This is a genomic window from Bacillus sp. FJAT-27445 (assembly GCF_001510665.1).
Classification (GTDB): domain Bacteria; phylum Bacillota; class Bacilli; order Bacillales; family Cytobacillaceae; genus Bacillus_D.
On sequence record NZ_LMTI01000001.1, the window covers coordinates 475,086 to 497,683 of the forward strand.

The following is a 22,598-nucleotide window of genomic DNA, read 5'->3' on the forward strand; positions in this document are numbered from 1 at the left end:
CCATACATTAATATTTTTAGAAAAGGGGTCGTAATCATGGAGATCAAAAAACTGACAGAAAAAGATGCGGAATTATATAGGAACATTAGGCTGGAAGCATTACGTGCCCATCCGGAAGCGTTTGGCTCCAGTTATGAGGAAGAACTGGAATATCCGCTTTCTTTATTCGAGGAAAGGTTCAAGAACGGTCCCGCTGTGACACTCGGAGCCTTTGTGGAGGGCGAATTGGCAGTCACATCTAGCAATTCCCCAGCGAAAAAGCTGTACGAATCACTAGGATTTGTCACATATGGAGTGGACCGAAATGCTCTACTGATAAACGGGCAATACTACAGCGAGGATTTAATGGTGCTCAAGGTTTAGAAAAGAAATTGCGAATAGCGTATCAAAGTGACCGTGTTTACCTTAATAATAGGGGGAATTCTTTTGAGAAAAAGAACGTACCAGGACGGTTTCATGCAAAGAAAATGGTTAGTACTTCTTGCAGCAATCCTGATTGCCCTTTTGCTTTTTATTATCATTTCAGGAATTGCCGACAATAAGGAGATGACAATTTCGGAAGTAGCAGGCGAGGATTTTGAAAAAATCACAAAAATTGTTTTTAGAGATGGCAGAGGGAAGAATCAGCCATTCAGCCTCGAGGATGCCGGCAAAATAGACGAGTTTTTAGGACAAATCAACGGCTATGTGGTTAAAAAAGAGAAGAATCACGAAAAAACTGTTGGGTGGAATCACGGAGCCGACTTTTACATTGGTAACAAAAAGGTTATGAGCATTATTTTCAAAAACCCCCTTATTATTGATGGAAAATACTACGAAACTATAAAAGGGCAAATGAAGCCCGCTGATATCGATCACTTCATCCAATCCGTAAATCCGGAATGGAAGCTGCCCTAAATTAATGAGGAGAGCCTATACATGAGTAGAATCATAGACTTGCCAAAGGATTTTATAGAGAAAATAACCGGTGCTTTCGGAGTGGCGGGAGAAAAGTGGCTAGCTGGGTTGGAGGAACAAGTTCGCTACTATGCCGAAAAATGGAACCTGGAGATAGAAGGTCCGGTTCCAAACCTTTCCTATAATTACGTTGCTAAAGCGAAGGATAAAGGCGGAAAATCAGTCATCCTAAAGCTTGGGGTACCCAATTGGGAATTCACGAATGAGGCCAGGGCGGTAAGGACGTACAATGGAAACGGTTTTGTAAAATTGCTTGACGAGGATACCGAAAACGGAGCTATGTTGCTTGAGCAGCTGGTTCCTGGCCAAAATCTGTCATCAGTCTCAGATGAGGTGCAGGTGACAAATGAATTCATCAATGTCTGGAAAATAGTGCGCAGGCCGCTGCCGCCTGGCCATGCATTTCCATCGATCATGGATTGGGCTGCCGGACTAGACAGGTACAAGGGGATGTTCCCGGCTGGCGGGGAACCGATACCATTTGAAACAATCGACACAGCGGAAGCATTTTTCAAAGAGCTTGCAGAAATGGGTGATGAGCAGCTGCTTCACGGCGATCTCCACCATGAAAACATCCTTTATTCACAAGGGCGGGGCTGGCTGGCGATCGATCCAAAAGGTGTTGCAGGAAACCCGTATTTTGACCTCGTATCCTTTCTAGTAAACTACATAAATGAAAAACCCGATCCAAAGGGTTTGTTAAAGTTAAGAGTCGAGCTGATTTCAAAAGAGCTAGGTATTGACCGGGAATTGCTCCTGAAAGCGGCTATCGCACTCGCAACCCTATTCGCCTGCTGGGGCATTGAGGACAAAGCGGGCTGGAAGGAAACGTACCAGTGCGTACTTTGGTTCAAGGAACTTCTTGCCGAAACAATAATCGATAAAAAATAGAGAAGGTGAACCATTGATTTCACAGGGAGTTGTAATAAAAGGTAACTACGTATTAATGGTTAAACAATATGTCCAAAGGGGCGATATTGTTTGGAATTTCCCCGGTGGCGGGATTGAAATGAATGAAACGCCGGAATGGGCATGCATAAGGGAAATACAGGAGGAAACAGGCTATGAAGTCGCCATTACTAGACTACTCGCAAAGAACGACTCAAAGTATACATTCGAAGCGGAATTAATCGGCGGGAGCCTGCATGTAGACAAAGAACACGAAGCAAACAGCGATATCATTGATGCCGCCTGGATCAGCCTCGATGATAAGGAGAAATTCGACAGCTATACCACGCCCATAATTGAACTTTTGAATTTGAATGTTGGGTAGGAAGAGAAATGAAATTGCCATGCTATTATTTTTAGGTCGCTTAAAAACGATCGATCTTCCAACATGCGTAAGTTACATCCATTGAAGGGTGACACATTTTGAAAAAAGGAGATTCCTGGGAATGATTTAATGAGACCACTCCTTAAAGCTTGTCCTACAAACTAGGTGATTTAGATTGGCTTACTTGCTTTTATAAAAAGGAAAACCAGAAATGGGGTTTAGGATGAAAAGAGCTAGAGTTATAGTTGGTTCGATTCTAGTCTTACTTGCATTTTTGTTTTATACCCAAATAGGCAAAACCCATAATGTTAAAGTCAGTATTGAAAAATCCGATAAGTATTCTAATGAAGAAATAAATGAGGCTGTAAAAGCTGTAAAGAAGAAATTTCGGAGCTTTAAGGGATGTGAACTTACGGATCTATGGTATTCCGAGAAAGAATCCGATGCAGAGATTGAAGGCTATATTAAAAATGGTGGGGGAGCAGTAAAAGGGGTTAAACCTGAAAATGTAATAGTATTGAAGTCGAATTTTAAAGTGATTTCACCTGGCAGCAATAGCAGTTTTGAGCCGAATTCAACTCATACCGGTTGGAACTGGATATTAATAAGGGCTAGCAAAACAGATAAATGGCGGGTCGATGATTGGGGATATTGAATTCGCAGCATATTAGTTCTGCAAGAGTTAAACTCGTGGACAGATTCAGCGATAGTTAGATTTAAAAATGAGGCAATGGATACGTCCCCTGCTTCAATGGATACGTCCCCTGCTTCACTGCTTCACTTCACCTGCTTGGCTTCAAAATTACTACAAAGGTAGTAGTGAAAAACTGCTATGGTTGTATGGGAAGGTTGTTGTGGACTGCTTATAATAGGTTTAAGGCTATTATGAGTGAACGGGGGAACAGGGATGGTACTTGAGGAGAAAGATATAGAGCTATATGAAATTTGCAGGGATTTATCCCCTTTTGATGTGCTCCATATTGTTACGGGAGGAAATGTGCGGGGGCTTGATTTATTGGCGCTTAGGCGTTTACTGTCCAAGGGCAGGACTCAATCCGAGATTGTGAACGTCCTCCTCGTGTATTTTTATCAAACATTCGCAAATAAAGTTTTCGACAGGAATGCTTTGTTGAAAGTCTACGATTATTGGCAAAAAAACAATGTTTATACGTATAAACAGGCTATGGAAATGACAAAAAGGGACATCTATAGCATATTAAAAACGGAGAGCACGGCCTGAGTGGCCGATTTTTCAAAAACTGGCAGTTTCAGTTCTTGTCCTTTCGGGAAATTTCAGAGTAATTGATCGGAAGGAGGGAATGGAAATGAAAATAAAAGAAGTGATGACAACGGATGTGGAGACTTGTTCGCCTGATACGCCAATTAGTGAGGTTGCAAAGAAGATGAAGGAGCTGGATGTTGGCGTTATTCCTGTTTGCTATGGGGATCAGCTAACAGGCCTGGCAACGGACCGTGACCTGGTGGTAAAGGCGCTTGCGGATGGATTGCCGCTTGATACGCCTGTTTCGGAGGTTATGACGGAGGACCCTGTCCGCGGAACGCTCGAGATGTCCGCTGAGGAGGCCGCGGCGCTGATGGCTGAGGTCCAGATCCGCAGGCTCCCTATTGTTGAGCAGGGAAGGCTGATTGGAATCGTTTCTCTAGGTGATTTGGCGGTAACGTATGAGCTGGCGGATGATGCCGGTGAAGCGCTTGAAGAAATCTCGAACCCATCTGAGCCGAAAAAATATTAGTTGTTGAGCCCGCGCTCATGGAGTGCGGGTTTTTTGGTGTGCTGCGGTGAGGAATTGCAGTGCGGGAAAAAGTGGTTGGCACGCGATGTTTTTACACTAAGGAAGTTTGTCCGCCAACTTCGCAAAAACTTTCAGAATGTTGAAAAACGCAAATAAAGAGGCCCCATACAAGAAGCCCCCCTCAAACCGGATTTCCAATTAACCGCCAAAGAATAGGTCCAGCAAATTCGACGCAGTGCTTGTGTTCACATTGTAAAATTCGGAGTACCCGCAGTTATTGCAATAAATGACGGTAAACGTGTTTTTCTGGATATCAAACATTTTGGACAAACCCGTGCCTGTCATCGCCACATCCTTCGAGCCAGCGTCACGGCTGCCGCATTTGATGCATCCCTTTTCCTCCATACTTATCACTCCTCCTAGAATGTCATACGCTCACGAATGAAAAAAGTTTCCCTTGCCAAATAAAAATTTGGTATTCTAATGGAAAAGGAATGGAGGGATGAAGGTGCATCTTGAAGAAGGAGTGCCAGCCATGCTGGCGACAGGCTTTTATGGGATAATGGCGATTGCGATTTGTCTGCTTGCGTTTCTGATGATCCGATATAAAGCCGCAAAAATGGTTCCTTTTTTCATCTTCCTCATTCTCTTTTTGTCGGCGGGCCATTATCTTTTAAAAGCAATTAATGTGGTAAGAAGTGATGTCCCTCTAGCGATGCAATCAGAGGAGGCTTCCTTAAATATGGGCCTCGCAGGCGTTTTTTGGGCATTCGCCATGGCCGCCTTCCTTTTCGGAGCAGGCAGGTCGTTAAGGCATTCCAAGTAAATCATTCTTGTGAAAAAACTTGGCAGCATTTACCCAAGTTTTTTCTTCATTTTAAAAACATAAAACTTTTCAGCTGCGAAACTCGCTGCGAGTCCAATAACAAGTGGAAGAAGAGAGCCTGTGTTCATAAAGAACCCATTTGAAGTTGAAGTATAGTCATAGTGGAACATGAGCATTGGAATCTTAAACAAATGACCAATTAGATAAAGCATCCCCGCAGTCCCGATTAATGTCGAAATTGCCACAATAAACGTTTTTCCTTTCAACCCAACACCTCCGGCTTCATTTTGTTCATTTTAAACATATTTGGTTCGTCTTGGCAATTGTAAAGGGCGAAAGTCTCACTTTTCACTGAATGTGAAACTTTTAAAACCTCCCTGCGTCTAAGTTAATATCAAACGGATAAGGGTGGTTAGAGAAATGTCTAAAAATGTCGGAAAAGCAGCAATCACGATTCTTCTTGCAATCGGGTTAACTGCCTGTGGTTCTGGTGGGGAGAAAGCTGACAAAAAAGCAGTGAATGGCGGCGCAAATACGGAAAAGGAAACACCTGTGGCTGCTGAAGAAGTGTTGGATGCTTCATTGGTTGAAGCAAACGAGCCTGGGGAAAATGGAAAGTACGTGTTGAAGCTGAAAAATACAGGCAGCCAGGAAGCAGTATTGGAGCACGGATCATCCCAGTTATATGATTACACAATTAAAGATAGCACTGGAAACGTTGTTTATACGTATTCAGCCGATAAAATGTTTACCCAGGCGATCGTTGAGAAAAAAGTTAAGCCTTCCGAAAGCCTTGAGGTTGAAGTGGATACCGCTGAAGGATTCAAAGGGCTTGATAAAGGCCAGTACACGCTTGAAGTTTGGCCGGTGGCAATAGGTACGGCAGAGCTGAAAACAGTAAAGACCGTTGATTGGCCTGGGGAAAGCAAAGCCGTTTCCAATGAAACAGTAACTGCGGATGTGACCTATGTTGGCTTGATGGATAACCATACAATTGAAGTAACGGATAAAAATGGAGAAGCGATTGCACTGCAAATCGATGATACGATTCTAAAGCAACTCAAAAAAGCAGAAGCTGATCAGCCAATGACCGTCCACTATACCGATGACGGAGTGTCGAAAAAAGCGGTTAAGGTAGAATTGAAATAATATAATAGAGTCTATAAACGCTTGGAGTAATTTATCCAAGCGTTTTTTCATTGTTTCATTACTGAAGGAACCGTCAGGCGATAAATCCATGGAGAATGCTGATACTCTGATTTTGTTCTATATAAAACACATTTTTCGTTTGGATTCGGTCTAATGTAATGTTTTTCGGTCAAAGACGTGGACTTTTCGGTCTAAGAAACATTTTATCGGTCAAAAGCAGGGACTATTCGGTCAAACGCGCAAATTTTCCTACACTAACTAAACATAAAAAAACCAGCAAGCTTAGGCCCGCTGGTTTACCACTTTATTTAACTGAAACCGTGTATTCCTTATGATCATGAAGCTCGTCGCCTTTTTCCACATGGACGTTCACTGTCCAGTCGCCGGCTGAAGGGAAGGCGTGCTTCAATTCATACATACCGTCCGCGGTCTCCTTCGTTGGAAGGAACTCATGCTTTTGAACACCATCTTTCCAAACCTCGAAGGTGACCCTTGCACCCGTAAGTAGCTTGTCCTCATGTTTAACGTTTGCTTTTAACAATGATTCCTGCCCAACCGGTGCTGATGTTATCGGAAAGTCAATTGCAACGCTGCTGTGCTCGTGCCCGTCGCCATCCTCATGGCCTTCCGCAGCATCGGGAACAGGTTGATCATCCGCGCTATCAACTGAAGGATTGCCGACGACAAATTCTTTTTTCGGCATGTTGTGCATATCTCGTGCGGTCACGTGGCTGATAACGACATATGAACCTTCCTCGGGAAAAGTCTTCTTGATGGCGTAAATGCCATCGCCAGTGTGCTTCGCTTCAATCATCTCGTGATCTTTGTCACCGTTTTTAAAAATCTCGAATTTCACTTCGTTTGCATCCTCGACATTTTTGCCATCCTGGGTAACATGCGCTTTAATTTCGGTTTCCACGTTAGGGTCGGTTTTATCCGGAAGGAGGATGGAGACCTCGACCATCTTAGGCAAATCATCGCCCGAACTTTTATTATTATCCTTTGCATCAGAACATCCCGCCAATGCAAATGCCATTAAACCAATAAGTAGAACCATTAGCTTTTTCATGAACTGTCTCCTTTAGTCCGGTGTAGTATTTGCCCGCCAATCTATCGTCCATTTTACACTATAATGATAGAACATTTAAGGACCAACCAGGTTTACGAATAGCTGAAAAATGTGGCGATTTTATGAACGGTTCAAGAACACACTTGACTTCAGTCATGAGATGAATTGAACCATCTTTTTGTATTCAAAACAGTACACACGTTCTATAATAAAGGTAACATTATCCAAGAAAGGTGACTGTTTTGAACCATCACAAAGCCTATAAGTTTCGTCTGTATCCGACAAGAGTGCAAGCCGCATTAATCAACAAAACCATTGGCTGTACCCGTTTTGTGTTTAATCATTTCCTTGCCCAACAAAGGAAACAGGAAGGCTATTGGCGTATCACCGAAAAAATGGTTCAATATGGTCAGCTTCCCATGGTTTGCATCCACGCAAATCTGTTCGACTTGCGGGCATCAAAACAAGGAAGCCAAGCACCTTTCTGTCAGGGAGTGGACATGCCCGCATTGCGGAACTTGCCATGACCGTGACCACAACGCGAGCCAAAACATTCTGCACGAAGCCAAACGGCTCTTGACAGCATAAAGAATTTGGAACCGCAGGAACTGCGGAGATAGCCTGCTTACCTTGTTCCGTTAGGAACAACAGCGTAGGAATCACGTCACTTTAGTGATGTGAGGTTCAAGACAAAGGCTACTATTCTATGTAGGACATAATAATCTCTCCAAAAAGTAGCTTTCCTATCTCATTTATACCATACTTTAGAAAGGAAATTTAAAATGGCGAATGGGGATGCGCGATGAAGAGAGTAGATGTCGTCTATGGCCTGATTGTAAATGAAGAAAACAGAGTTTTAATGGTGAAAAATGAGGGGGCGGGTTGGACCCTACCCGGAGGAGCGGTCGAAAAGGGCGAAACTTTGACAACAGCATTGATCCGGGAAGTAATGGAAGAGACCGGCTTGGTAGTCGAGGCTGGTCGGCTCTTGGCTGTTAACGAAGCTTTCAGGCCGGACAGGGGGAGCCACGTTCTGTTTTTTACTTTTCAAGTAAAAGTTACCGGCGGTAAAGTTTCCATTTTGCATCCGGACGAAATTGAAGAGTTAAAGTGGGTAGACATGATTACCGCCGACTCACTCATGCCCTACCACGTGGGTGGAGTGGAAAAGCTGTTAGCAACGCCCGCAGGGTATAGGTTCCAAGAATAACGGAAATATTCATCTAGCTTCCAGGACGTAGACGGCCACCTTTGGGAAGTGGTTTATATTGAAGAAAGCACGGAAGAGTAGGCTTGGAAAAATAGCAAACGGAGCCTGTTCTGAGGAGCGGGCTTTATTTAGTTGCCAAGCCCAATTTTTATCGTGCAGTGTGAGGGGAAGGATGAGAAAGCATTTTAAGAAAAATTAGGAGGTAATCCATTGTCATTCGGACTTCTTCATCATATTGAACTATATGTTTCTGAATTAAAGAAGACAATTGAGTTTTGGGGCTGGTTTTTAGAAGAATTGGGATATGATACATACCAAAGCTGGGAAGGCGGCCACAGTTGGAAGCTTGGTGATACATACATCGTTTTTGTCCAGGCCGAGGACCAGTTTTTGGACACTCCTTATCACAGATGCAGAGTCGGCCTGAATCATTTAGCTTTTCATGGCAAGTCCCGCCAACAAATAGACGATATGACAGAAAAACTAAAAGAAAAAGGTGTGAACATTCTGTATGCGGATAGGCACCCTTTTGCTGGCGGGCCGGATTATTATGCCGTTTTTTTCGAGGACCCGGACAGAATAAAAGTTGAATTGGTAGCGCCCAAATGAGGGGGGTTTAGTGAGTGGATATTCTTAAAAACAAAAACTTTAAGGTAAAAGAAATGCCAAAAGGGGGAGTATTCTTAAGAAAAGAATGGGAAAATAACTTCGCCACTCATCTTAGCGATAAAGATAAAAGGTCCATTTATTTATATGACAATGAGGGTTATTCCGGTTATCTATGGCACCTCTTTAGTTTCAAAAAGAAGGATTGTCTTGAGGGTGGAGAAGCTGAAAAAGCTTTTCAAAATGTGCCGAAAAGTGAATGCTTTATCTTCTTCCAAAATTCAGATCACGCATTCCTGCTTGAGGATGCTTCAATGCTACACATTGATGACCTAAGTGATGAAACGGGCTTGGATGTTTATATTGTGGATAAGGAATTTCATTGGACTTTTGTACGAACACACGAAACAGGTTGGTGTGGACCTTTTTTTTGTAGAAAATGAGAGAATTAATGCAAAAACGCTTGGATAGCCAAGCGTTTTTTGTGTGGTATGTACTAAAAGAGCATTAAAAAAAGCAATCTACCTACCTTAAAAAGAACTCCAGCCAAATTGGCGGATTAAAATTTTCCTCGGATAGCTCGATGAATTGGCCCATAATCCCGAGATGGGATATCCCGTATTTTTCTCCAACGATGGGAGTGTAGATCGAAAAAATCAGTAGGTTGGTTTTTTCAATATCATCCGGCTTTGAACGGTCGGGAAGATTTTCAAATTTATCTTTCGTATAAGCTATGTAGTCGTTTTTTGTCGGGTTCAAGAATGCCAGGAACCCTGCTACCACCAGAATGACGGCAGCAAGACCAATTTTTTTGGCCAACATAAACATCTCCCTTAATGATGTAGGAAGTATAAGAATCCTGCAGCGGCCAGGTTGAGAGGCCGATCAAAAGAAAGAAAATGTCACCGCAAAGCCTCCTCCTGTTTTTACTTTGGCGATTGGTAAATCACTTACACAAATTCCAAAATAAACCACTATATTTAAATAGTAAGATTAACTTTTCATTTTTGCAATAGGTTTGCAATTAAATACATATTTTTGTAAAATTTCTAAAAATAATGAAAAATTATGTTTAAAGGCCGCTAAGTTGGGGAAAGTATAAGGTCGTGCAGAAGACATACAAATAATATTGTTGAAAAATACCAAGGCCTACTTTTTTTCAAAATAGCAGAGGATACTGTATACTTTATTTACACTATGTTCAAAGTATTAAATTAAACTACATTGTCGAGGGAGATTAAGATGGTATCTACATATAAACATGGGAACCAAATCTGGGAATATGTGTCGTATAACCGTGATGAGTTTAAAGAAATGCTCCTTTCGGAAGCGGTTGGGGTAGCATCAAAGATTAACGACATTCTCAGGCAAGGCAATATCGATCTTTTGAAGAATGCCGAAAAGCTAGCGAATTATGTGCTAGAGGAAAAAGAAGCTGAATTAATCGCGTTTGCCGAACAGGAGGGCATTGTTTGGGCTGAACACGCGCTGACACTTTCCTTTAAGCTTGAGTGGATTCAGGCAATCAGAAGGACGCTTTGGCAATTTGTCTATCGATTTGATGAAAGCAACGAAACCTTTTTGGAAAAGGAAGACTTCTTCATCCTTGAGAAAAAAATCAATGACAAAATTGACCAGTTTTTAAACAACTTTTTCCTTAGTTATTCGACGTTTAAAGACGAGCTCTTAAACACTCAGCGTAAAATGGTCGAACATCTCTCTGTTCCAATAATCCCGGTCAGCCCTGCTGTATCCGTATTGCCGTTGATTGGGATAATTGATTCGTACAGAATACAAACAATTGAAGAAAAGGCACTCACCGAAATTGGCAACCAAAAAGTACAGACACTGGTCATAGACATGTCCGGGATCGCGACCATGGAAATGGATGTCATCGACCATTTTCAAAAAGTATTAAAAGGTGTTGAAATGATGGGATGCAGGGCAGTCATAACAGGAATGCGCCCGGATCTCGTCAGAAAAATGATCCATTCCGGAATCAATTTCTCAGACAAGGCCGAAACAAAAGGGACACTTCAGGAAACGCTTAAGAAGTATCTTAGCCTTGAGTAATTCAGTGCTTTTACCTGTAACTAAATGAATTTTGGCCGCCTTCATACCAATGGGGCGGCCTTTTACTGCAGAAATCCTTCGTTTCGCTTTTCCTCACCATCAAGCTCGTCAAAAATGGATTGCCCGCTGTTTTTCTGGGGAGATGTGTCGGCGAATTGCAACTCAGGAAAATAAGCCTCCATCAGCTTTTTGAACTCCCCGACAGTAAGCGGCTTCGCATCATCCTTCAATTCATATCCAAGTTCCCCGTTTACTTCGAGTGTCGCGTTCTTAATATCCTTGAAATTTGATATCCCTTTAATACGCAGCCTCATCTCAAGCTGGTCAACCGTAATCCTTAATTTTTTCATCGTCTTCGTATCAAGCTGGCCGTTTTTGATTATCAGCTTTGATTTGCCTGTAATGAATTTTTCACATGCATTTGATTTTACCTGGATATATTCAAGAAAGACAACTCCAAAAATAAAAATGGCCAAACAGATTATTGTTTTTAGCAAACTGTTTTCGACAACCGGCTGGGCGATAATTGTACCGATAGCAAGCATAACAACCGTCTGGGCCAAGGTCAGCTGAGATATGGATTTCCGGCCTGCTATTTTCATTAGGACGATTCCTGCAAGAATTAAAATGAACGACTGCCAGATAAAATCCATCCCATCACCCTTTTTGAAAAGAAGTCTCTTCCTTAAAATTCGCATATTTCGCAATTCTATTCTTTTCTTAGAATGGAAATGGTTCTAAAAAATTGCCCTGGAAAAACGAAAAACGCCTCCGGAACCCGGGGCGTCAGTCTTATTTGTAGAACACTTTGTCGATATTGTATTTTGCCTTTAGGGAATTGATGGCATAGGTTTCGTAAATTTCACGGTCCATTGGCTCGTCGACCACCAGGACTGCGATTTTGTGGATTTCATCGCGGTGGTTTTTCAGCGGAGAAACCGTATCTTCAAAGTGCCTTTTTACACGAGGGCGCAGCTTACGCGCCTTGCCAACGAACAACAGATCATCATCCGCATTGAAAAATAAGATGATACCGCCCTTGTCCCTTGGAATGCGGTTGTAATCTGTAAAGCCATATTTGCTGCTGATTGGAGCCTCCACAGGTTCGCCCATTTGGTTTTTTCTTGTTAGGACGACTTCGGGTGTTGGCAATTCAATTTTTATCATCGTATCACTTCCTTGTCTTCACCTACTTTACCATAAGGAAAGCATGGAATCCAAGAGTACCAATTATTTTTTTTAAAAACGAAAAAGGATTTTGGTCAATAACATGGAATAAAATCATAAAGATGAGTTGAAAAAAATAGTGGTTTAAATGAGGGACATGTACAATGCGCCTTTTGGATAATTTTTCTACCGGTACATAATCAATTTGAAGGGAGGCATGAATATGCATATAGTCGATAAAGCGCTTCGGTTTGCGGCCGAGGCACATGAAGGGCAGTACAGGAAGGGGACGAAAACGCCTTACATATCCCATCCTGTCGGGGTAGGAATGCTGCTTTTAAAACATGGATACAGTGAGGACCTGGTCGCTGCGGGAATTTTACACGATACAGTCGAGGATACTGATGCCACACTCGAAGATATTAAAAGGAAATTTGGGCGTTTAGTCGCTGATATAGTCGCAGGTTGTTCGGAACCCGACAAAACACTCAGTTGGGAAGAACGAAAGGAGCATACTATTGAATTTTTGAAAACGGCTCCCTTGGAAATCAAGGCTGTCGCCTGTGCAGATAAGCTACATAACATAACATCAATCTTTGAGGATGTTAAAAAAGGTGGGGAAGAGGTCTGGAGCAGGTTCAACAGGGGCAGAGACAAGCAGGAGTGGTATTATCGAAGCCTTATTGACAGCTTGGGAAGCCAGGGTTCCTTTCCATTGCTCGAAGACTTAAAATCAGCCGTCGATAAAGCCTTTAAGTGAAGCAGGGGGCTGTGAAGGTTTTTCAGGAGTAGTAACAGCCCGCTTCTCCAGGAGTGAGTGTATCATAATAGGAAAGGCCTGTGGCAAGTGCCGCAGGCTTTATTCTATCTCCTAGTCCTATTTATTGTTTAAAATACCCCCGACCATAGAAAAATGATAAAATGAGCAGTAGATTCAACATACATTTAAAATAATGCAGCGATTGTAAAAATGGAGGCAATATGAAAAAGAGAACGATTGTATTTACTGGCGGGGGGTCCGCCGGACATGTGACCCCGAACCTCGCGATCATCAAAGAGCTAGATAAAAATACGTGGAACATTCAATACATTGGATCCAAGCAGGGAATCGAGAGGGAATTAATTGAAAAAGCCGAAGTGCCATACCATGGCATTAGCAGCGGAAAACTCCGCAGGTATTTTGATCTGGAAAATGCGAAAGATGTGTTTAGGGTTCTTCGCGGTTGTTTTGAAGCGAGAAGCATTTTAAAAAGATTAAAGCCTCGTCTTGTTTTTTCAAAAGGGGGCTTTGTCAGCGTCCCGGTTGTGATTGCGGCGAGGACGTTAAAAATACCAATCTTTATACATGAAAGTGACATGACGCCTGGGTTGGCAAATAAAATTTCACAGCGTTTTGCCACGAAAATTTTCACGTCATTTGAAGAAACAGTCAACTATCTTCCAGCAAATAAGACGCACGCCATTGGTTCCCCAATTAGGAGGGAAATACTGAGTGGTTCGTCCATGAAAGGGAAGCAGTTTCTCGTATTTGACTCCAAGAAACCAGTTCTTACAATCATGGGAGGAAGCCTAGGAGCAAGAAGGATTAACGAAGCCGTCAGGGCCGTGTTGCCAAAATTGGCGGCTGACTATCAAATTGTTCATATTTGTGGGAAAAACAATCTAGATGACAGCCTTTCTTCTGTGCCTGGCTACAGGCAGTTCGAGTACATCCATGATGAATTGCCGGATATTCTGGCGGCGACGGACATCGTGATCACCCGTGGCGGCTCCAATTCAATCTTTGAATTTCTCGCTCTTGAAATCCCAATGGTAATTATTCCACTCACACTCCAGCAAAGTAGGGGAGACCAAATCCTGAATGCGAGGTCGTTTGAGGAAAAGGGATACTCCATTACTTTACAGGAAGAAAATCTTACAGAAGAGAAATTGTTGGCAACGATTGAGGAGTTAAGGGAAAAGTCGAAAGAGGTAAAAAAGAGAATGCGTACTGCGTATCGAGGGAACGCGCTGGATACGCTTCTTGAGGAGATTTCAAAGGTGAAATCTTAATATATTGATTATTAAGGATGAAGGCCATTTGCCGGTAAAAAAACCGCTGCAAAGGCCTTCATCTGTAAGTAAATGTAAGATGAAGACCACATTCTGCTAGGAAACGAAGCAAAACGTCTTAATACCGCATTTTTCTTCAATAGTATGGCTGTTTTCGTAATAACATGTGTTACACTATAATTTATAAAATATTCAGAAAATAGCAAAGGGGTGTTCTTATCTATGTTATTTTTCTTTTTATTTGTTATACCATTAGTGGGTGTTTTATGGTTTTTAAATTTCACTACTTTTCTGAAAAACTTAAAAGGTGATAAAAGCACTGATAACCAAAGAGTGTTAGGGGCTGTTTTAACATTTATTTTCATATTTGCAGTAATGTACGGGTTCGCAGGATTACATTAACAACTAAAAAGCATCGTAAAAACAAACCTTCTAAATAATGGTTTGTTTTTTAAAACTATTCCTCTCAACAAATTGGCGGTTGGTATATTGGATTCTTGGCAACATGAAAGTCATATACGTCTTCCCACATCCTCAAGCGTCTCCTTAAACTCTATTATATAAACGAAATAGTATGGTCAAGTAAGCAACAATCTTTACGAAAACAGCCATTAGTAATAAGAAAATCAAAACACCCCCGCTCAATTTAGAGAGGGGGTGCCTTAATTAAGGGGTGAATCAGTTACCCTGTTTAATTTCACAGTATAGTTGATTTCAGCCTTAAAGTTTTACGGGAATAGTTATTCACTTACATGGTACACTAGCATGGCTACTAATTGCCCGTTTTGCTGGGAAATGTAGAATCCTAGGTCGGAAACGGTTTTAGTGCCTTCCCATGATGCTTCCAGGACCATATCATTATTGTTATTGGTCCAGTCATTATCTAGGACTGCCGGTTTTCCTTCATATTCCTCCAAATAGCCAGTGATTTCATTAAAGAACTCCCCTGCCTCGGAAGTATTATTAAATTGGAGTTTAAATACCACGGTAACATCGACCAATTTCCCATTTTTGAAGCCGTAGACTTCAAGTACCGGGTAATCAAAATAGTCGATTTCATCGAAAACAAGGGTGTCTGCCTCTTCTTTAATCAAAGTACCGTATTCTTCATTGACTTCTTTCACTTCAGCTTTTGTCATGCCAACGTACATTTCTTCATTCAAGTAAACCTTCAATGTTTCTGGAGCGAGAACTGGAATACTCTTGTGCTCAGTTGTTAGGTGCTTTTTCCAAACAAATGACTCATCAACCGAGATGGCGAAATTTAAGCTTGTTCCAAAGATACCACTTGATGTAATGCCGATTAGTTCGCCTTTGGTATTGAAAAGTCCGCCGCCTGAGCTGCCGAAAGAAATAGGAGCTGTTGTTTGAATATACTTCACTCCGCCTTCATCCCTGAAGCTGCTGATTAAGCCTTGGGAAATAGAGTTTTGCAATCCAATCGGGCTGCCAATCGCAACGACTGAGTCGCCTTTTTTGCTGTTGGCAACAGTGCCCAATGTGACCGGTTTAACGGTAACTGGTGTGGCAAGTTTAATAATTGCCAAATCTTTATCCTTGTCCTTCACCACAACTCCCGCGATATCAACCTCTTCACCATTCAGGAAAAGGGCTGTCATGTTCGGGTTATGGCTTACGACATGTTCATTTGTCAAAATTAAGCTTTTGCTGATCAGGACTCCGCTGCCCTGGCCGTCTTCACCTTTTAGCAACACAACTTTGTCATCATTTAGGGAGACAATTTCTTGAATGGTAAGCGTTTTGTCCTTATTATTATTGTTAGTGCTGCCAGTGGTATTGTTAATGCACTTCACCGCATCGAGCTTTGCTTTGCTTGGAGTCTCATACTTTACTTTTGCATCGCGGTTTACGAAATAGCCGCCGCCAACACTCAGCATGCCAGGCTTAAAGGCGTAAATTCTATAAAACTCACCTTTTTTTAAGGTTCTTTCAACTGTTTTCTTATCTCCGCTTACTTTATAAAGCGTTGTATTCTGTACAACTGTCAATCTGCCAATCTGGCCGGATTTCAACTCTACACCATTCCAAAATATTTTTTTCTGGCCCTTAAACTGCGCGCAAAATGCTGCATCTGCTGCTGATGCTTCTTGCGTGTTGAATAAAAAGATAGAACTAACTAAAAATACGAACGCTAGTAAAAACTTCCTCATTGACTGACCCCCTATATGTAATATCTAAATATTACCATATTTTAAAATATATTGTCTTTCAAATTTTTAAAGTTTTTCTGCTAAAATGTTAACTATTTCTATATTAAAATAATCATCGTATTTTTGTAGAATAAGGAGGATATTTTCATTTTAAGAAACCTTTTGAGCCCACATCCAACTCCTCATGCCAATCCTTTTACAAACAGTAAGGTAATGAAGGAATGCCTGGAGAACCGCACCCGCATTCATCCCCACAATGACTCCGTCCATATTTAACCCTGGCATTGAGCCTAGCAGAAAAACCGCCCCGAACGTAATTGAATTTGCCCAGATGCTGTGCAAAAAAGCATCCTTGATCAAGCCCACGCCAATTAAATACGCCTGGAGCGGAATTATGAAAAAATGAAACAGAAAACAAGGCCAGAGCAATTTTAAATAGTAAGCCGCCGCCGGTGAAGAAAAGAAAAGCGAAGATAATTCTTCGGCGAACATTTGCATGACAAATACGGATACAATCCCATACAGCATCGTCAGCCACATCGTTTGCCGCAATAGGGCATGAAGTTTGGCCGCATCCAACCGTGCAAATGCATCCGATACATTGGGAATTAAGGCAACCATTAGTGAATGGGCAATGAATGCCGGAAAAAAGCCGACCGACATGGCGACTCCCATTAACATGCCGAAATGCTCTGTTGCAGCAACCGCGGTAAAGCCTGACCGAATGAGCGTAGCCTGGATGAGAAAAGGCTGCACAGCATTGACAAATGACTGAAAAATACGCAGGCCAATTGTCGGAACGGATACCGCCATCAGCTTTTGGCGGGCTTGTGTTCCTGATAGTTCTGTGAACATTTCTGTTTTTAACCCATGCAGGTGAATAAGAAAAAAGCTAATCAAGTAAAGGAATACAACCAATTCGCTACCAACCAAAGCGCCAAGGGCAATAAGTAAGGAGGTTTCAATTGAAGTATCAAACAGGCTAAAGATAGTAACAAGCAAACCAAGCTGAACGAACTTCCTGAGAAAATTCGAAACAGCTATTTTGCTCATCTGCTGAATCCCCATAAAATACCCTCTGGCAATTGATGAAAAGGCTGCAATCGGGACAAGAGCAAACAGCAGCCAATGGATGTGTGCGGGAAACCTGCTTAACGCAGATGGAATTGAAGCAGCAACCGCGACCACGATAATAAAGAATAATGTTGAAAGCAGCCCGAGCCGCAGTGCGTGCTTTAACAGGCTCAAATGGGTATCGCGTTTATGTTCAGCTATGTATTTTGAAATTGAAATCGGCAGTTCCAGCCCTGCTAAAATAAAGATTAAAAAAACAATTGGCATGGCGGACATATACAAGCCCATGCCTTCCTCTTTAAGTTCCTTGGCCAACTGCATATTCACCAAGAACTCAACGCATTCACTCAAAAAAGCTGCGGCAATCAAAATTGCCGTTCCCCTTAAAAAAGTATTCACAGAAACACCCCCGATATATAAAACCATATGAGACGAGCCATGGAATTATCCCAATCTTGGCTGGCAGTAGCACCCATCTGATGGAAGATGCATTTTATGTAAAAAGAGCCCTTGCTTGGCTAATTCATGAAAATAGTGGGGAGAATAGGGGAATCAACGTTTAAGGAGGAATCCCTTTGGAGGCAGTATTGAAGATTGGTGATAGGGCCCCGGATTTTTCACTGGAAGCTACAACAGCCGAAAAAATTTCCTTGTCGGACTATAATGGGGAGAAAAATGTGCTTGTCGCATTTTACGGGATGGATTTTACCCCTGGCTGAATTAAGGAAATCGCCTCTTGGAAAGAGGATTATATACGTTTTGAGGAATTAAATGCGGAAGTTTTGGCGATCAGTGTCGACCACATTCATTCCCATCGCGTTTTCGCCGCCAGTATGGGTACACTTCCGTATCCCCTTTTATCGGATTGGAAGAAACAGACGATAAAGGATTACGGAGTTTACAATGAAAAAGGGCAGGTCGCGAAACGGTCTGTATTTATCGTGGATAAAGAAGGGAAGATTGTCTACCTGAACACATCGTTCAAGGCCGATAAGAAAGACGATTACGAAGCGGTTTTTGAGGCGCTTGGAAAAATGACAACCCATTAAATTCCGAAACCGTACCGGGGGATGTCCACTGGTACGGTTTTTTCCGCTCCCACATAAACTACTCAGGAAATGGTTTTTTGATTAAAGCCTAATCTGGATAGCAGGGGGTCAGCCATGGCAAATGAAAAGGATACGTTGGGCGGAAGGGAAACGCAGCTCCCGTTCTGCGCCCATACGAATGACGCCGCGCCATTATTTTCAGTCGAAGCATATGACAACCGAGAAAAAATGATAAAGCAAATCCGCCTCGCCGATTACCGCGGCCGATGGGTGGTTTTGTTCTTTTATTCCAGCAATTTCACATTTGTCTGACCGACAGAACTGGCGGCGGTCGCTGCCATTCACGATCAGTTCAAGGCGCTTAACACGGATGTGCTGGCGATCAGTACAGACAGCGTATATGCTCATAAAATTTTTACTGAAACATCACCGTCCGCGATGAAGGTGCAATTTCCCTTGCTAAGTGACCGGACCCATTCAATTAGTAAAGCCTATCGTGCCCTGAATGAACAAACTGGCGCAACCTTCCGGGTAACCGTCATCATCGACCCCGAAGGAAAAATCTGCGCCAAATTCGTCTACCCGCCTGAAGTCGGCCGCAACGTCTACGAAATACCCCGGGTCATCCAGGGAATCCAGTACGGCCGCATGACAGGGGAGGGCGTCCCCGCAAATTGGGTGCCAGGCACACCGGGAATCAAACGCGACCCGAAAAATATTGGGAAGTATTGATGACAACTGAGTGAAAACAGAATCAGTCCAAGGATCCTGGTATCTTTGGGCTTTATTATTTTTGGGGTGGCTGAATTGACCTCCTTTAGTCTAACGTCTTTAGACACCTGCTTTTAGTCATAATATTTATCGAATTGGTAAAAATAGCTCTAGAAAAGGAGGGATTCCAGAATGATTGTAAAAAGGTTAAACAGATTTGCCGTGTTACTCCTAATGATTATGGCTGTGAACACTTTAGGCTCCCTCAGTGTATTTGCCGAAACCAGTGTTATTACACAGCCTGTTGAGCGAGTGAATACGATTGAAGTCGAGTTGAACGATAATTATTTTAATCCGAAAATGATCACCTTGCCAAATGGACAAGAAACAACGGTTATATTGAAAAACAATGGTCAGAAAGAGCACACATTTACCGTGGACAGGCTCGGAATTGACGCCGTTATCCCGCCGGGAACAACAAAAACCATTAATGTAAAACCGAATACGCCGGGTACATATGATTTAATATGCCGGTACCATTTTCAGACCGGAATGGTTGGAAAAATAAGAGTCAAATAAACAGGAGCTAGGAAAGATTTTTATCACAGCAAAGGGCTACTAAGGTAGCTCTTTTTATTTTGAAAAAATACCAGGGTGTTTTTTGTCGAAAAAAGTAGTTTAATGTTCTTGTTTCTAAGGAATAGTAATAGTTAGAGTTCCGGGAATTTAGCAAGATAGGAGTGAAAGGGTTGGAAGTCAATAACACAAGGACATGGACGTCAGATACGATTAGTATTGGAGCTTTGGATGCAAATGCCATCAAAGTCATTGCGATTATCGCGATGATTGTTGACCACACGGCTATATGGCTGGTTGCGAATGGGACAACGCTGGACATTGTTATACATACTTTTGGAAGGCTCGCCGCACCTATTATGTGTTATTTAATCGCTGAAGGATACCATTATACTTCAAATTTAAAAAAGTATAAGAAACGCTTGTTTATTTTTGCGGTCATTTCGCACTTCCCCTTTGTTATGTTTCTAGGGCTGGAATGGTGGCAGGCGACAAGTGTCATCTGGTCCTTGCTGATGGGGCTCGTTGCCTTGGGGATTAGCCAAAGAGAAGATATTCCCCTTGCCTTAAAAGGAGTATTGGTCGGGGTATGCTGTCTGCTCGCCTGGACCGCTGATTGGAATTATATCGCTGTATTGTGGGTTTTGTTTTTCGGCATATTCAGAGGAAATTTCAAAATGCAAATGACGAGCTATGCAACGATTGGGATGCTTTTCTATATTATCCCTGGCATCTTTTCCATGGGATTAGATTCCATTTTCCGCTTTGGAATTTTTCTAGTCATTCCTCTATTGGCATTTTACAATGGGGAACGGGGCAAAAAATCGAACTTGATCAAATGGGGATTTTACGTTTTTTACCCGGCACACCTGATTATCTTGTATCTTTTTAGACATGTAATTTTTGGGTAATAGAAATTGAGGAGAAGGTTGATGTTTAATAGCAAAAATAAGTCTCTGCCTGCTTTTTTGATGGTATTCATCCTTATTCTTGCAGCCTGCACAACTAAACCGGACGGAGAGCGTTCTGGGAACGATCGACAAACACCGCCGGCTGCAGAGGATCAGGAAACCAATTCAAATGCATCAAAAAAGGAACCCGCCGAAAAAGAGGCAGTGGAAAGAAAACCATATATAGGTGAGCTGGAACTCCCGGTCGAAGGTGCAACAGGCTATACATCTGTAGCACTGGAATTAAAGGCTTCGGCAAATCCCGATGCAAAGACAATTGAAACAATGAAGGCTGGAACAGCTTTTGAAATCATAAGGGAGGAAGGGGGTTGGTGGTTCATAAAACGGGGGCCATCATCTGGTTGGCTGCCGCATCAATATTGTTTTATCAATCTGCCCGATGTCATTCCTTCGATTGTTTATGACAACACGAATACGTATTCATCAAAATTTGTCTCATCAGGCAAGGCCATTCCCACTATTTCCAACCGGGCTTTATACCCAGGGAAGACATTTAACGAGCGGCTGGGAAAAGAAGAATATATCATGCCAGTTCTTTATAAAATGTCGAAAAAAATCCACAACGCACAACAGCATGCATTGAAAAAAGGGGACTCCCTCAAAATATATGAAGCGTTCAGGCCTTTAATGGTGCAAATGGCAGTCGTTGACGGCTTAAGTGAATTGGCAAAAAAAGACCCGAACGTGATGGCGGGAATCAATACGCCGCCATGGGATATCACCTGGTTTATTACAAACGGTGTTTCGAATCATCAAAAGGGCTATGCCATCGATGTGAGTTTAGTAAAAGTAAATGGGAAAAAAGAGGTGCCAATTGGCGATTACACCGTTTCAATGATAACCGATTATACGGAGTATGAGATGCCGACACCGATTCATGAATTGAGCGGGGCATCGGCGATTTTTACCGCTCCAGTCCCATCGAGGTCAGCAACAGCCTGGAAGAATGCGGCGTATTCCGATTCCATGAATGAGGCTGCCATGAAATTGCAGACCTATTGTACAAGCGCCGGGCTAAGCCCGCTGGCTTCGGAATGGTGGCACTTTAACGATCTGGAGGCAATGAATGAAATAGCCGACAATCCCGGAGAGGGAAAGTTTATTTTAAATGAAAGCCATAGTTCGAGTCCAGATTGAATGTTTTCAAAACCTTTAAAGAAAACTAGTTAAATGATGTATTAATTTTACCATGTTAAGAAATGCTTAAGGGGGAGCTGATAAGCGCTCTCCATTTTATAACTGACCTTAACAAAATTATATAAATCGGGTTGCCTAATTGTTAGAATAAAGCGTCTGTTTTAATATGATCACTTGAACAAGCTTTCCCGTATAATGTTTAATCCGCCCCTTTAATCGCTAAGCGGTACCTAAAAAAACCAGATTGGTTGCCACAATAACCACCTTTAAGTGACAACCAACCCTGTGAGAGCAATATCAGTCCTGAAAAGCATGGAATTGGGACACAGATCATGTTGTGCCGCAATGATTCAGAAACAGCCCCGTCTTCTGACAGCTTTTTGGTTCTAAAGGCGATATGAGTCAGCAGATGCCTCGTCTTCTGACAGCTTTTCGTTTCTAAAGCCGAAATGAGTCAGAAGTAGCTCCCTCTTCTGACAGCTTTTCGTTTCTTAAACCAAAATGAGTCAGAAGTAGCCCCGTCTTCTGACAGCTTTTCGTTTCTGAAGCCAAAATGAGTCAGAAGATGCCACGTCTTCTGACAGCTTTTCGGTTCTAAAGCCGATATGAGTCAGAAAATGCTCGATTTGAAACTTCTCAATGGTTATTAGCACCTAAAGTAGTCAGAAGCAGCCCCGCTATCGGACGTCTTTTGGTTACAACCCCAACAAATTCCGCCCTTCTACCTATACCTTCTTAATAGGTTAACAACACGGTCGTGTGGTATACTGTTT

General features: G+C 42.3%; 28 protein-coding genes and 1 pseudogene. 21 read left to right on the plus strand and 8 right to left on the minus strand.

Annotated features, from left to right (window positions below):
- Positions 1-36: 36 nt before the first annotated feature.
- The 7 genes from AR337_RS02300 (at position 37) to AR337_RS02330 (ending at position 3,984) form a co-directional block, all read left to right on the plus strand.
- On the plus strand, positions 37-363 hold the full coding sequence (locus AR337_RS02300; protein WP_059170388.1) for a GNAT family N-acetyltransferase: 327 nt from the start codon (positions 37-39) through the stop codon (positions 361-363).
- Between the two features lie 63 nt (positions 364-426).
- On the plus strand, positions 427-897 hold the full coding sequence (locus tag AR337_RS02305; RefSeq protein ID WP_059170389.1) for a hypothetical protein: 471 nt from the start codon (positions 427-429) through the stop codon (positions 895-897).
- A gap of 21 nt (positions 898-918) precedes the next feature.
- Positions 919-1,848 (plus strand): aminoglycoside phosphotransferase family protein, encoded by a 930-nt coding sequence (locus tag AR337_RS02310; protein WP_059170390.1) that lies wholly within the window; start codon positions 919-921, stop codon positions 1,846-1,848.
- Between the two features lie 13 nt (positions 1,849-1,861).
- Positions 1,862-2,230: an NUDIX hydrolase gene (locus AR337_RS02315; protein ID WP_059170391.1), complete on the plus strand. Its 369-nt coding sequence runs from the start codon at positions 1,862-1,864 to the stop codon at positions 2,228-2,230.
- Between the two features lie 223 nt (positions 2,231-2,453).
- Complete coding sequence (locus AR337_RS22985) at positions 2,454-2,885, plus strand: DUF4829 domain-containing protein (RefSeq protein ID WP_156424282.1); 432 nt, start codon at positions 2,454-2,456, stop codon at positions 2,883-2,885.
- Between the two features lie 252 nt (positions 2,886-3,137).
- Positions 3,138-3,470: a hypothetical protein gene (locus AR337_RS02325; protein ID WP_059170392.1), complete on the plus strand. Its 333-nt coding sequence runs from the start codon at positions 3,138-3,140 to the stop codon at positions 3,468-3,470.
- A gap of 85 nt (positions 3,471-3,555) precedes the next feature.
- A complete protein-coding gene (locus tag AR337_RS02330) occupies positions 3,556-3,984 on the plus strand; it encodes a CBS domain-containing protein (protein WP_059170393.1) in 429 nt (142 codons plus the stop codon).
- Between the two features lie 198 nt (positions 3,985-4,182).
- On the opposite strand, the gene AR337_RS02335 is transcribed toward AR337_RS02330, so the two are convergent.
- Complete coding sequence (locus tag AR337_RS02335; RefSeq protein ID WP_059170394.1) at positions 4,183-4,389, minus strand: zinc ribbon domain-containing protein; 207 nt, start codon at positions 4,387-4,389, stop codon at positions 4,183-4,185.
- A gap of 103 nt (positions 4,390-4,492) precedes the next feature.
- Between AR337_RS02335 and AR337_RS02340 the strand changes: the two genes are divergently transcribed.
- Entirely contained in the window at positions 4,493-4,810 is a 318-nt protein-coding gene (locus AR337_RS02340) for a hypothetical protein (protein ID WP_059170395.1), read from the plus strand.
- A 29-nt stretch (positions 4,811-4,839) separates the two neighbouring features.
- Here AR337_RS02340 and AR337_RS02345 read toward each other — a convergent pair whose 3' ends face one another.
- Complete coding sequence (locus AR337_RS02345) at positions 4,840-5,076, minus strand: hypothetical protein (RefSeq protein WP_059170396.1); 237 nt, start codon at positions 5,074-5,076, stop codon at positions 4,840-4,842.
- Between the two features lie 154 nt (positions 5,077-5,230).
- Here AR337_RS02345 and AR337_RS02350 point away from each other — a divergent pair, with 154 nt between their 5' ends.
- A complete protein-coding gene (locus AR337_RS02350; protein WP_059170397.1) occupies positions 5,231-5,959 on the plus strand; it encodes a BsuPI-related putative proteinase inhibitor in 729 nt (242 codons plus the stop codon).
- Between the two features lie 304 nt (positions 5,960-6,263).
- Here the strand turns inward: AR337_RS02350 and AR337_RS02355 are convergent, their stop codons facing one another.
- Positions 6,264-7,028 carry a FixH family protein gene (locus tag AR337_RS02355; protein ID WP_059170398.1) on the minus strand — a complete coding sequence of 255 codons (765 nt, stop codon included), beginning with the start codon at positions 7,026-7,028 and terminating at the stop codon, positions 6,264-6,266.
- A gap of 423 nt (positions 7,029-7,451) precedes the next feature.
- Between AR337_RS02355 and AR337_RS23675 the strand changes: the two are divergent.
- The 4 genes and pseudogenes from AR337_RS23675 to AR337_RS02375 all read left to right on the plus strand — a co-directional run.
- Positions 7,452-7,616: pseudogene (locus AR337_RS23675) on the plus strand (zinc ribbon domain-containing protein); the annotation flags it as partial.
- A 214-nt stretch (positions 7,617-7,830) separates the two neighbouring features.
- Positions 7,831-8,238, plus strand: coding sequence for an NUDIX hydrolase (locus AR337_RS02365; RefSeq protein ID WP_059170400.1), 408 nt, complete (start codon positions 7,831-7,833; stop codon positions 8,236-8,238).
- Between the two features lie 210 nt (positions 8,239-8,448).
- Entirely contained in the window at positions 8,449-8,847 is a 399-nt protein-coding gene (locus AR337_RS02370) for a VOC family protein (protein WP_059170401.1), read from the plus strand.
- Positions 8,848-8,861: 14 nt separating this feature from the next.
- Positions 8,862-9,287, plus strand: coding sequence for a DUF4275 family protein (locus AR337_RS02375; RefSeq protein WP_301335702.1), 426 nt, complete (start codon positions 8,862-8,864; stop codon positions 9,285-9,287).
- Between the two features lie 82 nt (positions 9,288-9,369).
- Here AR337_RS02375 and AR337_RS02380 read toward each other — a convergent pair whose 3' ends face one another.
- Complete coding sequence (locus tag AR337_RS02380) at positions 9,370-9,663, minus strand: hypothetical protein (RefSeq protein ID WP_156424283.1); 294 nt, start codon at positions 9,661-9,663, stop codon at positions 9,370-9,372.
- Positions 9,664-10,086: 423 nt separating this feature from the next.
- On the opposite strand from AR337_RS02380, the gene AR337_RS02385 reads away from it, so the two are divergent.
- Positions 10,087-10,917: an STAS domain-containing protein gene (locus AR337_RS02385; protein ID WP_059170403.1), complete on the plus strand. Its 831-nt coding sequence runs from the start codon at positions 10,087-10,089 to the stop codon at positions 10,915-10,917.
- Positions 10,918-10,979: 62 nt separating this feature from the next.
- Here AR337_RS02385 and AR337_RS02390 read toward each other — a convergent pair whose 3' ends face one another.
- Both AR337_RS02390 and AR337_RS02395 read right to left on the minus strand, forming a co-directional pair.
- Complete coding sequence (locus AR337_RS02390) at positions 10,980-11,570, minus strand: DUF421 domain-containing protein (RefSeq protein WP_059170404.1); 591 nt, start codon at positions 11,568-11,570, stop codon at positions 10,980-10,982.
- Between the two features lie 139 nt (positions 11,571-11,709).
- Entirely contained in the window at positions 11,710-12,084 is a 375-nt protein-coding gene (locus AR337_RS02395) for a nucleotide excision repair endonuclease (RefSeq protein WP_059170405.1), read from the minus strand.
- Positions 12,085-12,307: 223 nt separating this feature from the next.
- Here AR337_RS02395 and AR337_RS02405 point away from each other — a divergent pair, with 223 nt between their 5' ends.
- Positions 12,308-12,844 carry an HD domain-containing protein gene (locus AR337_RS02405; RefSeq protein WP_059170407.1) on the plus strand — a complete coding sequence of 179 codons (537 nt, stop codon included), beginning with the start codon at positions 12,308-12,310 and terminating at the stop codon, positions 12,842-12,844.
- Between the two features lie 221 nt (positions 12,845-13,065).
- Positions 13,066-14,136 (plus strand): undecaprenyldiphospho-muramoylpentapeptide beta-N-acetylglucosaminyltransferase, encoded by a 1,071-nt coding sequence (locus tag AR337_RS02410; RefSeq protein WP_059170408.1) that lies wholly within the window; start codon positions 13,066-13,068, stop codon positions 14,134-14,136.
- Positions 14,137-14,876: 740 nt separating this feature from the next.
- On the opposite strand, the gene AR337_RS02420 is transcribed toward AR337_RS02410, so the two are convergent.
- The gene (locus AR337_RS02420) at positions 14,877-16,307 is read right to left on the minus strand and encodes a S1C family serine protease (protein WP_059170410.1); all 1,431 of its coding nucleotides are present in this window, start codon (positions 16,305-16,307) and stop codon (positions 14,877-14,879) included.
- A gap of 150 nt (positions 16,308-16,457) precedes the next feature.
- On the minus strand, positions 16,458-17,780 hold the full coding sequence (locus AR337_RS02425; RefSeq protein WP_059170411.1) for an oligosaccharide flippase family protein: 1,323 nt from the start codon (positions 17,778-17,780) through the stop codon (positions 16,458-16,460).
- Positions 17,781-17,968: 188 nt separating this feature from the next.
- Between AR337_RS02425 and AR337_RS02435 the strand changes: the two genes are divergently transcribed.
- From AR337_RS02435 to AR337_RS02460, 5 genes are all read left to right on the plus strand, one after another.
- Positions 17,969-18,430: a redoxin domain-containing protein gene (locus tag AR337_RS02435; protein WP_301335705.1), complete on the plus strand. Its 462-nt coding sequence runs from the start codon at positions 17,969-17,971 to the stop codon at positions 18,428-18,430.
- Positions 18,431-18,544: 114 nt separating this feature from the next.
- A complete protein-coding gene (locus AR337_RS02445; protein ID WP_253701443.1) occupies positions 18,545-19,162 on the plus strand; it encodes a peroxiredoxin in 618 nt (205 codons plus the stop codon).
- Positions 19,163-19,333: 171 nt separating this feature from the next.
- On the plus strand, positions 19,334-19,720 hold the full coding sequence (locus AR337_RS02450; RefSeq protein WP_059170416.1) for a cupredoxin domain-containing protein: 387 nt from the start codon (positions 19,334-19,336) through the stop codon (positions 19,718-19,720).
- A gap of 170 nt (positions 19,721-19,890) precedes the next feature.
- Entirely contained in the window at positions 19,891-20,628 is a 738-nt protein-coding gene (locus tag AR337_RS02455) for a TraX family protein (protein ID WP_253701445.1), read from the plus strand.
- Between the two features lie 21 nt (positions 20,629-20,649).
- Positions 20,650-21,825 carry a M15 family metallopeptidase gene (locus AR337_RS02460; RefSeq protein ID WP_059170417.1) on the plus strand — a complete coding sequence of 392 codons (1,176 nt, stop codon included), beginning with the start codon at positions 20,650-20,652 and terminating at the stop codon, positions 21,823-21,825.
- Positions 21,826-22,598 lie beyond the last annotated feature (773 nt).

Excerpts from the sequence above, each read along its gene's own strand:
- AR337_RS02300 (WP_059170388.1), top strand. The coding sequence starts at position 37 with ATGGAGATCAAAAAACTGACAGAAAAAGATGCGGAATTATATAGGAAC.
- AR337_RS02310 (WP_059170390.1), top strand. The coding sequence starts at position 919 with ATGAGTAGAATCATAGACTTGCCAAAGGATTTTATAGAGAAAATAACC.
- AR337_RS22985 (WP_156424282.1), top strand. The coding sequence starts at position 2,454 with ATGAAAAGAGCTAGAGTTATAGTTGGTTCGATTCTAGTCTTACTTGCA.
- AR337_RS02325 (WP_059170392.1), top strand. The coding sequence starts at position 3,138 with ATGGTACTTGAGGAGAAAGATATAGAGCTATATGAAATTTGCAGGGAT.
- AR337_RS02330 (WP_059170393.1), top strand. The coding sequence starts at position 3,556 with ATGAAAATAAAAGAAGTGATGACAACGGATGTGGAGACTTGTTCGCCT.
- AR337_RS02335 (WP_059170394.1), bottom strand. The coding sequence starts at position 4,389 with ATGGAGGAAAAGGGATGCATCAAATGCGGCAGCCGTGACGCTGGCTCG.
- AR337_RS02350 (WP_059170397.1), top strand. The coding sequence starts at position 5,231 with ATGTCTAAAAATGTCGGAAAAGCAGCAATCACGATTCTTCTTGCAATC.
- AR337_RS02355 (WP_059170398.1), bottom strand. The coding sequence starts at position 7,028 with ATGAAAAAGCTAATGGTTCTACTTATTGGTTTAATGGCATTTGCATTG.
- AR337_RS02365 (WP_059170400.1), top strand. The coding sequence starts at position 7,831 with ATGAAGAGAGTAGATGTCGTCTATGGCCTGATTGTAAATGAAGAAAAC.
- AR337_RS02385 (WP_059170403.1), top strand. The coding sequence starts at position 10,087 with ATGGTATCTACATATAAACATGGGAACCAAATCTGGGAATATGTGTCG.
- AR337_RS02390 (WP_059170404.1), bottom strand. The coding sequence starts at position 11,570 with ATGGATTTTATCTGGCAGTCGTTCATTTTAATTCTTGCAGGAATCGTC.
- AR337_RS02395 (WP_059170405.1), bottom strand. The coding sequence starts at position 12,084 with ATGATAAAAATTGAATTGCCAACACCCGAAGTCGTCCTAACAAGAAAA.
- AR337_RS02405 (WP_059170407.1), top strand. The coding sequence starts at position 12,308 with ATGCATATAGTCGATAAAGCGCTTCGGTTTGCGGCCGAGGCACATGAA.
- AR337_RS02410 (WP_059170408.1), top strand. The coding sequence starts at position 13,066 with ATGAAAAAGAGAACGATTGTATTTACTGGCGGGGGGTCCGCCGGACAT.
- AR337_RS02420 (WP_059170410.1), bottom strand. The coding sequence starts at position 16,307 with ATGAGGAAGTTTTTACTAGCGTTCGTATTTTTAGTTAGTTCTATCTTT.
- AR337_RS02450 (WP_059170416.1), top strand. The coding sequence starts at position 19,334 with ATGATTGTAAAAAGGTTAAACAGATTTGCCGTGTTACTCCTAATGATT.
- AR337_RS02460 (WP_059170417.1), top strand. The coding sequence starts at position 20,650 with ATGTTTAATAGCAAAAATAAGTCTCTGCCTGCTTTTTTGATGGTATTC.